The sequence below is a fragment of the Blautia wexlerae DSM 19850 genome (assembly GCF_025148125.1).
In the GTDB taxonomy this organism is placed as follows: domain Bacteria; phylum Bacillota; class Clostridia; order Lachnospirales; family Lachnospiraceae; genus Blautia_A; species Blautia_A wexlerae.
In genome coordinates this window covers 502,839-515,821 of sequence record NZ_CP102267.1, presented here as the reverse complement: position 1 = coordinate 515,821, position 12,983 = coordinate 502,839, and the positions used below count along the sequence as shown (strand labels likewise).

Here is a 12,983-nt window from a genome sequence, read left to right as displayed (position 1 = left end):
GTAAAGGCAGCATCGGTAGATTTTTTTTGCCTTTCCTTAACCGCAAAAAGGAGGTATGGTTATGAACGAGCAGACTTTTGTTTTAAAGGGAACGATTTGCTACAGTAATTCTCTGACAGAACTTTCCATCACTGAAAATGGATATTTAGTATGTGAAGATGGGCGATGTGCAGGGGTGTTTGATGAGCTTCCTGAGAAATTTGCAGGAATCTCATGCACAGATTTTGGCGATGAACTGATTATTCCGGGACTGACTGATCTGCATCTTCATGCTCCGCAGTATACGTTTCGTGCCTCGGGTATGGATCTTGAGCTGTTGGACTGGCTGAATACTTATACTTTTCCGCAGGAAGCGCGTTATGAAGATACAGAGTTTGCAAAAGAGGCTTACTCTATTTTCACTGAGGATATGAAGAAGAGCCCAAATACAAGAGCATGTATTTTCGGAACTCTGCATGTCCCTGCTACCGAGATCCTGATGGAACAACTGGATAAAACCGGAATAAAGGCTATGGTCGGCAAGGTAAATATGGACCGTAATGGTTCTCCGCAGTTGCAGGAAGAGAGTGCTCAGGCTTCTGCTGATGCTACGGTTCAGTGGATTAAGGATACGCTTGATAAATTTGAAAATGTAAAGCCGATCCTTACTCCGAGATTTACTCCATCCTGTTCTGATGAGCTGATGGAGAAGCTTTCGAAGATTCAGAAGAGGTATCACCTGCCTATGCAGTCACACCTTTCTGAAAATTTCGGTGAAATTGCCTGGGTGAAGGAGCTTTGTCCGAATACACATTTTTATGGAGAAGCATATAGCCAGTTCGGTCTTTTCGGCGGTGACTGTCCGACGATCATGGCTCATTGTGTTCATTCTTCGGATGAAGAAATTGCCCTTATGAAAAAGCAGGGCGTTTATATTGCTCATTGTCCGCAGTCCAACACAAATCTCGCCTCAGGTATCTCTCCTGCGAGACGTTATCTGGACGAAGGCTTACACATCGGACTGGGCTCTGACATTGCAGGTGGAACTTCCGTTTCTATTCTGCGTGCCATGGCTGATGCTATTCAGGTTTCCAAGCTGTACTGGCGGCTGGTTGATTCTTCCATGAAGCCGCTCACTGTTGAAGAAGCCTTTTATATGGGAACAGAAGGAGGCGGTTCCTTCTTTGGAAAGGTTGGAAGCTTTAAGGAGGGGTATGAATTTGATGCGGTTGTGCTTAATGACAGCACTATTCCAACTCCACTGAAGCTCTCTCCGAGGGACAGACTTGAAAGACTGATCTACCTTTCCGATGACCGTAATATTACCGCTAAATATGTAGCCGGAAGAAAGATTCTGTAACTGCAGGAAATACAGATTCTGATGGTGTTTTTCCGGCATATCGTTAACAAAACGATATGCCGGGACGATTGATTCCAGGAGTTTCACCCTGTTTTTTCGGGATGATTATCTGAGGCACCACAAAACGGCCGGCAATTTTTAAAATCAAAAGGGGGAAAGATTATGAATCTTGACAAATTATTCCATCTCAAAGAGAACCACACAGATGTAAAGACCGAAGTTATGGCAGGTATTACCACATTCATGACAATGGCATACATTCTGGCTGTTAACCCAAATATTCTGGAAGCGTCCGGCATGGACAGAGGAGCTGTTTTTACAGCGACCGCACTGTCATCCTTTATTGCCACCTGCCTGATGGCACTGCTTTCTAACTACCCGTTCGTTCTTGCACCGGGCATGGGCTTAAATGCCTACTTTGCATACACAGTTGTTCTTGGCATGGGATACAACTGGCAGCAGGCACTGGCAGCTGTATTTGTAGAAGGTATTATTTTTATCCTTTTATCACTCACTAATGTGCGTGAAGCGATTTTTAACGCTATTCCAATGAACCTGAAACATGCAGTATCTGTTGGTATCGGACTGTTTATTGCTTTCATCGGACTGCAGAATGCTAAGATCGTAGTTAACAATGACTCCACTCTGGTAAGTGTATTTTCCTTTAAATCCTCCGTTTCCGGCGGGACCTTCAATACAGAAGGAATTACAGTTCTTCTGGCGCTGATCGGACTTCTCATCACCGCCATCCTTCTTGTTAAGAGTGTAAAAGGAAACATTCTCTGGGGTATCCTGATCACATGGGGACTTGGCATTATCTGTCAATTGACAGGACTTTACAAACCTGATCCTGCAGCCGGCTGGTTCAGCCTCCTGCCTGATTTCTCAAACGGAATCTCCATCCCAAGCATGGCTCCCACATTTATGAAAATGGACTTCTCCATTGTCTTCACACTTGATTTCGTAGTCATTATGTTTGCATTCCTGTTTGTAGATATGTTCGATACACTTGGAACACTGATCGGCGTTGCTTCCAAAGCTGATATGCTTGACAAAGAAGGCAAACTTCCAAACATCAAAGGTGCTCTTCTTTCTGACGCAGTAGGAACTACAGTAGGTGCTATGTGTGGTACTTCCACAGTTACTACTTTCGTAGAGAGTGCTTCCGGTGTTGCTGAAGGCGGACGTACAGGACTTACTTCCCTGATAGCAGCCATCCTCTTCGGATTATCACTGCTGTTATCCCCGATTTTCCTGGCAATCCCATCCTTTGCCACAGCACCGGCTCTGATCATCGTTGGATTCCTGATGCTCACATCAGTAACCAAGATTGATTTCAACGACCTGACGGAAGCCATCCCGGCATTTATCGCGATCATCGCAATGCCATTCCTGTACAGCATTTCTGAAGGTATCTCCATGGGTGTTATCTCCTATGTGATCATCAACGTTGTTACAGGTAAAGCTAAGGAAAAGAGAATCAGCGTACTGATGTATGTACTGGCTGTATTGTTTATTTTGAAATATATCTTTATCTGATCCGGAAAATCAGAAGCAAGATTAAAAACGCAAATTTACACATTTGCGAAAAAGAAGCCTCCTGCAGGGGCTTCTTTTTTGTTACCATAATTTTCTTTCACTTTCCTGGTCTGTGTTGTATAATTATGAAAGTGTTTATTCATTTTATAAATCAGCGGGATATTTGCAGTTTCTAGAGCGTGTCTGAAAAATCATTCCCGCAATCTGCACGCCCCACTTTGCAGGATATTTCACCCGAATTCAGTTGCCGTAGCCCGCTACGGCGCCCTCATCCGGGCAAAATATCCCACAAATTGTGACGCACATCTTGCAGAAAGCATTTTTCAGACACACTCTACTGCTTCTGTCCACACTGTATGAATAAATATTTTGCATTATCCACATTTTATACATTTCATTTACACATCACTATTTATAAGGAAGGATTTTTTTACAAATGCAAAAACAACAGATACCTTTAAAGAATTCCCTGTTTCTGCTCCTGGCAGCAATTATCTGGGGTATCGCCTTTGTGGCTCAGAGCGTAGGAATGGAGTATGTCGGTGGATTTACATTTAGTGCAGTCCGTTCCCTGCTCGGGTCAGTTGTACTGATTCCGCTTATTCTCATTTCCGGACGCAAAAACTCCGCCGATACTGCTGCTACAAAAGCTAACAGTTTCGTTGGCTCATCCGACGGCACTGTATCCAGCATCCGGAAACGAAAAGACCTGATCATCGGCGGTATTTCCTGTGGAATCTGCCTTTGTCTGGCAAGCAACTTCCAGCAGTTCGGCATCAAATATACCACTGTCGGAAAAGCCGGATTTATTACCGCCTGTTATATCGTAATTGTACCGATCATCGGTCTGTTTCTTGGCAAAAAATGCAGCAAATTCATCTGGGCTGCTGTTGCAATGGCACTGATCGGTCTTTACCTTCTGTGCATTACAGACGAATTCTCCATCGGAAAAGGTGACCTGCTTGTACTGGTATGCGCATTCTTATTCTCCATACACATTCTGGTCATTGACCACTTTTCTCCGAAAGCTGACGGAGTAAAACTTTCCTGCATCCAGTTCCTGACCTGCGGAATCCTTTCCGGTATTCCTGCACTGCTGTTTGAGCATCCGGAATTTTCTGCAATCTGCCGGGCATGGATGCCAATCCTCTATGCAGGTATTATGTCCTGCGGTGTAGCCTACACCCTGCAGATCATAGGACAGAAGAACATGAATCCGACTGTGGCATCCCTGATCCTCAGTTTGGAATCCTGCATCTCCGTCCTTGCCGGATGGGTTCTCCTTGGACAGCAGTTAAGTGCAAAAGAAATCCTCGGATGCGTGATCATGTTTGCCGCGATCATCCTCGCACAGCTGCCACAGAAACAGGCAGAATAATACCCCTTAGCATATGTATTTTCTATAGCAATTCCATAAAATAATGCAATCAGGACTTCGCGCTCTTCTGAACTGTCTTGATTGCATTATTTTATGGAATTGCTATAATATCACCCTATAATCTTTCCATTATCCATTTCGTACACTTGATCACACAAGATTTGAATATCTTCTCTGTTATGACTTGCCAGAATGATCGACCGTCCCTCATTTTTCAAATCCAAAATCAACTTACGTATTTCATCTACCCCTTTATTATCTAAACCATTCATGGGCTCATCCAAAATCAAAATACTCTGATTTTCCATAATTGCCTGTGCAATTCCAAGTCTCTGTCTCATCCCCATAGAATACTTTCCAACTTTTTTTCTACCAGCGCATTCTAATCCTACAACTTTTAATGCTTTTTCAATGTCTATATTTTCTTTTCCCGACATTGATGCAAGTAATCTAAGATTCTGCTTTCCTGAATACTGCTTGAGAAATCCTGGTTCTTCAATGATTGCTCCAATCTCTTTTTTATCCACCAGGATCGATCCTTCATTAATCTGAAGCAGTCCACAGATACATTTGAATAAAACGGTTTTGCCTGATCCATTTCTTCCAACAATTCCACATATCGTTCCCTTTTTTACCTGTAAAGATACATTATCTAACACAGTTACATTTCCAAATTTTTTTGTTACATTTCGTACGATTATTGCCATATTATCCACAACTATATCCTTTCATCCTGAAATATCTGAATGCACTGTCACATAATACGCAATTCCTGACAGGCAGAGGCAACCAAGAACCAGAATTATAAATGCTCTGACCACGTCTATTTCATACCTTGCATATTTCGATAGGTTATTTAAATCCATCCATGCACTTGGCGTTAAGTACATTATCCATTCAGGAAGATATTTTATTCTTGTTACAAGAATAATTGATGCAGACACTGTTACAAAACTGATAATCTTACCAACGCACAGATTCAGACACCACAAACATAATCCATAAAAAGAACAGATGAAAAATCCCAACCCGCCTACAAGGAACATAGCTTCTAAAGGTCCGTATTCAAAGATAAGATATCCGGACACTCCAAAACTAAGACCAAATTGCTCTCCTGCATCAGTAAGAGCAAGTGTTGTCCAAATCCGCCCCCATTCCCCGCTCAGACAAACGTTGGGAAAAATAATCAAAATACTTATTCCTGTCAGACACAACATATACAGTATACTGACTGAAAAAATATACATAATATGTCCAAGCACCCATTCGGAGGTTCCACCTCTCATAATCACAAAGAGCTGATATTTATCATAAAATGGTGCATCTATAAAAAACAGCATAGCAGCTACAAATATAGATGCAGTCAGCATAACATCATTGAATATAAATGGAAGCAAAAATGGTGAAGCTTTTTCATTTACAGAAAACAAAAAATCTCTTATTGGAATCAATTCATTTAACATATAAACAAAAAGGCAGACCGGAATCAGATAAAGCTTATAATTTCCCCGCAGAATTCTCAATTGATAACCGCAAATCCGCCTGGCCTGACTCAAGACTTTCATCGATATTCACCCTCTATCTTTTTTAACATAATCATTCCGCTTATCCCACAAAATACCACTGTCACAAAAAGCGCATATGCTATGAGCAGAACAGGATCATCCGTGTATGTTTTTGTTGCAGAATTATATATTTCCTCCATATACAACATGGGATATTTGACTGCTATCCTTGAGAATAAAAAAATAAAGAAATAATTTAACAGAAATGGAAACGCATACACTGCATAAGAATCTCTTACAAATGTTGACAGCGCAAGACTAAGCACACTCATAGATGCGCAATATAATCCATCTAAAAATATCTGCACCCCCATATATAATTCTGTATTTTCAGGTAAAAGCCATCCAAAGCAACTCTCTGATTTAAAGTTTTCTACTGTAATACTGTCAGAAGAAACCAATGGCAATTCATGACACTGCCATATAACAAAAATAATACTTCCCAGAATCACCACCAGAAAAGATGTACAGAATACAACAATAATTTTAGATATAACATACTTTCTGATTCCTACTCTCTGAATACTGCATCTCAAAAAATGATTTTCCGTATCTTCACAATAAGAAGTTACATAAACTGTTGATGTAACAATCATTGCCAGAAGCGGAGTTATTGAACGTCCCCATACATGCACAAAAAGGTACAAAACATCCTGACTGTCAGCAAATCTTTTGCTATTGAATTCCCATACAAAAAACATCAGGATAATTGCCAAAGGAAATTTAGCTCCCTTTAATGCTCTTTTGAAATCTGTTTTTATTATATTCTTCATATCTCGTCTCAAATTTATCACATTACTTTCAATGTTTCCGCATGAAAATAAATCTTTTGTAAATAACTGCTATCCGGTGAATCACTGTTTTTCACCAATACTCTACATTCCCATACAGGTTCAATTTCTGCTGAATGTTTATCTGGATTTACCTGCACAACTTTCTGACAAAGAGATATCCTCTGTACTTCATAAATATCATCGGAAATAATATTGCCAAAATATTTTTCCAATGCTTTCAATACCATCTCCGGACTTACCACCTCAACTTCATTTTTTAATTCAAGAGGATAGTAACCATTTATACTTAAAGACTGAATACCGTTCTTATCGTATATAACAGATACGTTGTTCTCATCAAACCCCTCTCCCATTACAGGTGGTAATACCGGATAGTCCTGCCATGTAGTATAAGTCATAAAATAATAACAGTCATCATCTTCTGTCCACTGTGTTTTTGCAGTCGGAATTTTTGTGTCTTCCTCCTCAGCTCTGGCAATCGCTTTTTTTTCTTCTTCGCTCATAATACTATGTTCCATAACATAGCATATAACATCATCTGATACATCAACTCCCAGTTTATCCAGCACTTCACTCACATTCTTCCATGCTTCTTTTTGAGGCATAAAAGGAAGATCCGTTTTATCCTGATATTTATTTCCATTATAATCATCAAAACGACTGTCAGAAAACAGTACATTATTTATATAAGAAGCCTGATCAGTCGCATAATTCAAATTATCATCAGAAATCACTAAAGTTGCGTTGTTTTCAGCTATTTCATAAATTTTATACTGTACTGTCCCATAATCATCTATGTATTCATTTGTAATGTTACCATCCTGAACCAACAATTGTGCAATTTCTTCCTGCTTATCCCAGAGTGTCTGTCCACTAATCTGTGTCTCCGCACATTTTCCATTTTTACAGTTTTCAGGATATTGAAACTCTGCATTTACCTTTATCTGTTCTGTCAGTTCCGTTTTCATGCCTTTCGGAAAGTCTGTTGATTTCTGGTGCTGTTGAGACTTACCGCATCCACCAATCGCTGTAACTACAAATATCAGAGATATTATTCTTATAATATTTTTCATATGTCCCTCTCATCTTACCAACCACACAATCACAAAACTTATCCAAATAATTCCTCTCCAGATACAGTATAACAAAATCCGAGAAAGTTATAACCTGCATTTTCATCTACAATTGTATACTCATTGGCTAATACTGTTTTTTCATTGCATGTAACACTTCCCCAAAACACTATAAAAATATATAATATTTTTAATAAAAACCATTTTTTAGTCATAATTTCAATTATTCCCCTTTCGCTAATATTACATATCCATACTGTACAATAAATGATTTCGGACTTATCAATTTGGAACTTTCTTCAGAATAAAAAACAATTAATTTATCATTTATACTTACTTTATTATTCTGATTTAAATTAACAGAGTAATCACATTTTCTCTGCTCATTAAATATCACAGCAAAATTATTGTTCTTCCCTTCTAATTTAGTTACAATACCGACCATAGCTTGAATATTATCAATCTTTTTCAATCTCTGCTTTTTGCTATCATCAATAGAATAGATATTAATTTGTTTTCCGTCTTGCAAAACTAAATATGATTCTTTGTAATAATTTTTAATGGATATTTTTTTATATAACAATATCATGTTACTAATTATACTTATTATAAGTAAGACAATGTATATATTTTTTTCGTGTTATTCATAGATTTCTCCCTCTGCTAGAGCGTGTCTGAAAAAGGCTTTCTGCAAGATGTGCGTCACAATTTGTGGTATATTTTGCCCGGATGAGGGCGCCGTAGCGGGCTACGGCAACTGAATTCGGGTGAAATATCCCGCAAAGTGGGGCGTGCAGATTGCGGGAATGATTTTTCAAACACGCTCTAAGCCACTATTCCATAAAATATATTTTATTGTTTTTCATATTCGCACATCCATTTTCCGGAAAATATACTTTCATTACAATCCCCAAATTATAGCAATCCTCTAAAATAATGCATCTTAATCCAGCCCATCAGAGTGTGAAATCCTGCGTTAGATATCTTTGCCGTGCGTCAGCACGCCTGCAGATATCTTCCTTGTCTTTCGCACTCTGCTGAACTGTCTTAAACGCATTATTTACGAGGATTGCTATAATTTCTGATAAAATTTTCAATATACACATCTTAATTGTTTTATCTTTTTATTCTACATATATGTCATGCATTTAGATTACCATTTTTTTATTTGTCTGTCAATATTTTATCTATATTTTGTAGATATTGTAAATATTATCATTTTTATTTAGTTAACTGTCGAAAACAGATACCCTTTATTATTTTCCAACGTTCCGTTTTTTCAGATCAGTAAAAAAACTCCTCAATGGTAAACAAAATCTTACTCTAACACAAAAATGGAGCTGCCGCTAAAATTACGACAGCCCCGTTCTACTACTTAAGTAAAATTACATTTCTGAATACAGTCTCACTTTTTGTGAGGACACACCGGTGAATATACTGAATTAACCAATGTTTTATTTTTGATATAGTTACATTTTGTGCAGATTTCTCCTCTGTACTGGTTCACAGTACAACTCTTTCCACTGGAAATATGTTTTTTTAAAACACCGGTTTTAAATGAGTGTTTACATCCGGAAAAAAGCTGAATATTTCTGTCCGGTAACAAAATCACCGTTCCATCCTCCAAAAGAAAATACTGATTGCAGTCAGAAAAGAAATTCTCATCCTCCGGTATGGTTATAGCAGAGCCTGTATCCGATGAAGAATCAAATTCAAATTCCATCCATGTCACTTCTTCTATCCCATTCTGAATATCCGAAGAAAAATTTCTCAAATCAATAATCTCAGGAGAATACGCAGATACAGGAACTGTCGCAAAAAGGCACAGAACTACCGTAGCCAAAGCCATTTGTAACTTCCTGATCCGACCAGGTACAGATATTTTTCTGATCCGTTTTATCAGAAAGCTTTTACTGTTTCCGGAAAAATAAAGTGCAGGAGCAGAAAATGCCCTGGCTCTGGCAGAAACAGCGATTATAGCCTTTCCATATTTCATGCGCTCATTATTTGAAAATGTAACTGTCAGTTTTTCATCGCAATTCATTTCCTGAACCTCCTTTAATTCTTTCAAAAATAAATAAGATAACGGATTAAAACAATGTATCAGAACAATAAACAAAGCTGCCATCCGGTAAATTAAATCATGAGATTTTATGTGCTGTAGCTCATGCCGTAGAATCAGTTCTTTTGAATCATCCGCAACAAGTGATGTGAGGATAATTACGGGTGATTTCACGCCACAGGTAAATGGCGAAATCTCCGCACCACAATAATACATAGATACCTTTTTGGTTATATTCATATCAGCCTTTATGGAATTCAATAAATCCTCACAGTTATCAAGAGGAAGTAGATATTTTCGGAGATTACGTCTGAAAAGGTAAAAACGATAAGCCTGCGAAAGTATAATTAATAACATAATACCAGTCCATAATCCAATCAGCACTTTCTGACTATCCGGCAGCTGCGGGAATATAAAACCCTCATCAATCAGTTTTATAGAATGATCAATATCAAAGAAATAGTATTCATCGGTTTTTAAAATTCCGTTCTCACAATGAAACAGCCATGACTGTACCAGAGATTTAACTAACGGAAATGGAACCAGAAAAAACAAACCTCCCAGTTTCAACAGAAAATATCTGAACGAAGCAGGAAGCATTTCATGGGTAAGAAAATCAAGTAATAAATATCCAAGAAAAAAAACACTGCCGGAAACACTCATATATATCAGCAGACAGATCAATATTTTCAAATACATACCTCCTCATCATAAGAAATCGCGCCTTATTTTTCCTCAGACATATTGGAATGCAAGATATCTATAAGTTCGTTTACATCAGCCTCAGATAATTTTGTCTCCTGAGTAAAGGAAGCGATAAAATTCTTAAGAGATCCACCAAAAGATTCATCTACAAACTGTCGAGCATATTTTTGTGCAAGTTCCTCTTCACTGAGCTGCGCTGAATATAGTTTACGATACCGCTTATTATTTGTTTTCAACACTCCCTTTAAAATAAGGCGGTTAAGATATGTCTGAGCTGTACCTACCGCCCAGTTAAGCTGAAGTTCATCGTTACAATATTTCAGGATTTCATTAAAAGGAAGTGGATCTGAATTCTTCCAAAAAAGCTGCATGATCTTATATTCTGTATCAGAAAGCTCATAATGTTGTTGCATAATCACATCTCCTAACTCTTAGTTTTATAGCAATCCTCGTAAATAATGCATTTAAGACAGTTCCGCAGAGTGCGAAAGACAAGGAAGATATCTGCAGGCGTGCTGACGCACGGCAAAGATATCTGACGCAGGATTTCACACTCTGATGGGCTGGATTAAGATGCATTATTTTAGAGGATTGCTATAGTATATTGTACAATATCAGGAAGACACAGTCAATACAAAGAATTAATTATTGTAAATCTCGACAATATTGTAAATATATTATTGACAAATATTATTTGATAATGTACACTAAATTCATGACATAAACGTAGTGATATACATTTACACAAGCAAAGCAACTACGAAAGGCTGACAGCAATACAATATGTTATTATAATGTATATTCAGCCGTGTATAAATGTGCAAATAAACGTTGTTCAGCCAAAAGGACAATAGAAACGAATATACCTGTTAAGCATAATTTTAAGAATTCTAAATGTACTGAATGTGGAAGAAAAAAGAAATGAGGGTAAGAACATGATAAAAAAGGAAAAAATAGTAATAACTATAGTGCTTGTGGTAAGTTGTATTACAGCAACTCCGGTTGCCGCAAAAAATGTAGAAAATAATACTTATCAAATATGTCGAAATGATATTTTTATAGATTGGTATCAGTTGAATTGCAAGAAGATAATAAGTGAAATTAAAGACGATGGTTGCTATATTGCAGTTAATCTGGGGGATTGGCTAAAGGAGCAGGACATTTATGATATTTCAGTAACTGAGGATAATGAGAGTGAAGGTTATAAAAAAATGTATTATGAACGAAATCCGGAAAAAGAGGAAAAGGATGAGTTTTATGATACAGATGACACTGCTTATATTCCTTTTGAAAGGTTGGTGTACGAGGGAGATGTTATCAGTTATACAGATTCTTCTATTGAAACTGTAACAGAAGTAGAAGAAAATGGTGATTTCTATACAAAAATCACATCTATGCCGAAATTGCCATTAAAGAATATGGATTAAGATATAGCGTTAGACTTGTCGGCACACTGGTGGTCTTTACGGCATTAGATCTCATGGCGGAACATATCAGGAGGCTGTAAAATATGCTACATATAGTAAAGATTCCAAACAATGAGGGAGATATAAATAATATGAGAAAATTTATTTTAGGGCTTAGTTTTCTGGGGTTTGGAGATATAGGTTTCTTGATTGTTTTTACGTATACCCTTTTCCACCAAAGTATAATCAATGGAAGTGAGGGATGGTTGATTAATTTAATAGCAAATGACACATTGATACCGGTAGTATTTTTTTCGTTATGGATAATAACAGGAATAATAATTTGCATTAGATCGTTGAGAGAGTAGAGAAAAATAAATTTAAAGCGGACGGGACAATGCGATATTTTGCGTGTTGAGCAGTGCTGATTTCCTGAATTCACTGATCAACTGCTTTGATGGAATTTTCAACATCGAAAATATGGAAATTTTAAGTTTTTGTGATAGAAAGAAGGACACATAAATGGGTAAAAATAGTGCACGGAGATTTCTATATCTCGCTACGATGATAGTTATAGTACTGATTCTTTTTTTGCAAAACAAATATATTAGTGTTTGTTTAGCAATAGCATTTTCACTCGGTGCAGGGGTGTTTTTGTATAAAAATATAACACTTTTGACGGATGTTTCAGAGGATCGAGTAAAAACAAGAACTTTAAAAAAAGCGATAGTTTTCTGCTTGGTAATGGTAATAATTGCAGTAGTAGGAATTGTCTTAACAGAAAAAGAGTTATTTACCGAATATACTGAACGTATGTTTGCGAATGCCTTTATAATAATTATTATAGTATGGTTTGGAAATATTGCAGGAAAAATACCATTTAATAGATACATAGGTTTGAGATTACCGTGGCTATTAGCAGATGAAGAAACTTGGAATATCGGTCATCGGTTACTGGAATATTGTAGTTTGCCACTTGCTATTATATACTTGGGGCTAATACCATTTGTTAATAATAAAAATTTGGCAATATGTATAGTTGCGCTTTGGATCATAATTCCAGGGGTGATTTCTTATTTGTTTTATAGACGGAAATTTAAAAATTATTAGTAAGGTTGATTG

General features: G+C 37.4%; 14 protein-coding genes and 4 pseudogenes. 8 read left to right on the top strand and 10 right to left on the bottom strand.

What is annotated here, in order from left to right; translation table 11 throughout:
* Positions 1-61 precede the first annotated feature (61 nt).
* The gene (locus NQ550_RS02370) at positions 62-1,339 is read left to right on the top strand and encodes an amidohydrolase family protein (RefSeq protein ID WP_025578611.1); all 1,278 of its coding nucleotides are present in this window, start codon (positions 62-64) and stop codon (positions 1,337-1,339) included.
* A gap of 162 nt (positions 1,340-1,501) precedes the next feature.
* Positions 1,502-2,878 carry an NCS2 family permease gene (locus NQ550_RS02365; protein ID WP_025578610.1) on the top strand — a complete coding sequence of 459 codons (1,377 nt, stop codon included), beginning with the start codon at positions 1,502-1,504 and terminating at the stop codon, positions 2,876-2,878.
* A gap of 144 nt (positions 2,879-3,022) precedes the next feature.
* Here NQ550_RS02365 and NQ550_RS22395 read toward each other — a convergent pair.
* Positions 3,023-3,163: pseudogene (locus NQ550_RS22395) on the bottom strand (DUF6783 domain-containing protein).
* Between NQ550_RS22395 and NQ550_RS22390 the strand changes: the two are divergent.
* Positions 3,122-3,238 (top strand): annotated as a pseudogene (locus NQ550_RS22390) (DUF6783 domain-containing protein); the annotation flags it as partial. The pseudogenes NQ550_RS22395 and NQ550_RS22390 overlap by 42 nt on opposite strands.
* Positions 3,239-3,329: 91 nt before the next feature.
* Positions 3,330-4,256 carry a DMT family transporter gene (locus NQ550_RS02360; RefSeq protein WP_025578609.1) on the top strand — a complete coding sequence of 309 codons (927 nt, stop codon included), beginning with the start codon at positions 3,330-3,332 and terminating at the stop codon, positions 4,254-4,256.
* Between the two features lie 110 nt (positions 4,257-4,366).
* On the opposite strand, the gene NQ550_RS02355 is transcribed toward NQ550_RS02360, so the two are convergent.
* From NQ550_RS02355 to NQ550_RS22385, 7 genes and pseudogenes are all read right to left on the bottom strand, one after another.
* Positions 4,367-4,972: an ABC transporter ATP-binding protein gene (locus tag NQ550_RS02355; RefSeq protein WP_025578608.1), complete on the bottom strand. Its 606-nt coding sequence runs from the start codon at positions 4,970-4,972 to the stop codon at positions 4,367-4,369.
* Between the two features lie 12 nt (positions 4,973-4,984).
* Entirely contained in the window at positions 4,985-5,821 is an 837-nt protein-coding gene (locus NQ550_RS02350; RefSeq protein WP_025578606.1) for a hypothetical protein, read from the bottom strand.
* Positions 5,818-6,606 carry a hypothetical protein gene (locus NQ550_RS02345; RefSeq protein WP_259839139.1) on the bottom strand — a complete coding sequence of 263 codons (789 nt, stop codon included), beginning with the start codon at positions 6,604-6,606 and terminating at the stop codon, positions 5,818-5,820. The genes NQ550_RS02350 and NQ550_RS02345 overlap by 4 nt, the downstream gene beginning before the upstream one ends.
* Before the next feature lie 5 nt (positions 6,607-6,611).
* The gene (locus NQ550_RS02340; protein WP_025578603.1) at positions 6,612-7,688 is read right to left on the bottom strand and encodes a hypothetical protein; all 1,077 of its coding nucleotides are present in this window, start codon (positions 7,686-7,688) and stop codon (positions 6,612-6,614) included.
* A 38-nt stretch (positions 7,689-7,726) separates the two neighbouring features.
* Positions 7,727-7,903, bottom strand: coding sequence for a hypothetical protein (locus tag NQ550_RS02335; protein WP_172730323.1), 177 nt, complete (start codon positions 7,901-7,903; stop codon positions 7,727-7,729).
* An 8-nt stretch (positions 7,904-7,911) separates the two neighbouring features.
* The gene (locus NQ550_RS02330; RefSeq protein ID WP_025578602.1) at positions 7,912-8,277 is read right to left on the bottom strand and encodes a hypothetical protein; all 366 of its coding nucleotides are present in this window, start codon (positions 8,275-8,277) and stop codon (positions 7,912-7,914) included.
* Between the two features lie 55 nt (positions 8,278-8,332).
* Positions 8,333-8,446: pseudogene (locus NQ550_RS22385) on the bottom strand (DUF6783 domain-containing protein); the annotation flags it as partial.
* On the opposite strand from NQ550_RS22385, the pseudogene NQ550_RS22380 reads away from it, so the two are divergent.
* Positions 8,396-8,620: pseudogene (locus NQ550_RS22380) on the top strand (DUF6783 domain-containing protein). The pseudogenes NQ550_RS22385 and NQ550_RS22380 sit on opposite strands and share 51 nt — an antisense overlap.
* Before the next feature lie 473 nt (positions 8,621-9,093).
* Here NQ550_RS22380 and NQ550_RS02325 read toward each other — a convergent pair.
* Entirely contained in the window at positions 9,094-10,443 is a 1,350-nt protein-coding gene (locus tag NQ550_RS02325; protein ID WP_025581311.1) for a M56 family metallopeptidase, read from the bottom strand.
* Between the two features lie 32 nt (positions 10,444-10,475).
* Positions 10,476-10,868: a BlaI/MecI/CopY family transcriptional regulator gene (locus NQ550_RS02320; RefSeq protein ID WP_025581312.1), complete on the bottom strand. Its 393-nt coding sequence runs from the start codon at positions 10,866-10,868 to the stop codon at positions 10,476-10,478.
* Between the two features lie 522 nt (positions 10,869-11,390).
* On the opposite strand from NQ550_RS02320, the gene NQ550_RS02315 reads away from it, so the two are divergent.
* The 3 genes from NQ550_RS02315 to NQ550_RS02305 all read left to right on the top strand — a co-directional run bounded on the left by NQ550_RS02315 (position 11,391) and on the right by NQ550_RS02305 (position 12,971).
* Positions 11,391-11,882, top strand: coding sequence for a hypothetical protein (locus NQ550_RS02315; RefSeq protein WP_025581180.1), 492 nt, complete (start codon positions 11,391-11,393; stop codon positions 11,880-11,882).
* 83 nt (positions 11,883-11,965) lie between these two features.
* On the top strand, positions 11,966-12,229 hold the full coding sequence (locus tag NQ550_RS02310) for a hypothetical protein (protein ID WP_025581179.1): 264 nt from the start codon (positions 11,966-11,968) through the stop codon (positions 12,227-12,229).
* A 196-nt stretch (positions 12,230-12,425) separates the two neighbouring features.
* Positions 12,426-12,971 (top strand): SdpI family protein, encoded by a 546-nt coding sequence (locus tag NQ550_RS02305; protein WP_259839135.1) that lies wholly within the window; start codon positions 12,426-12,428, stop codon positions 12,969-12,971.
* Positions 12,972-12,983: the final 12 nt, after the last annotated feature.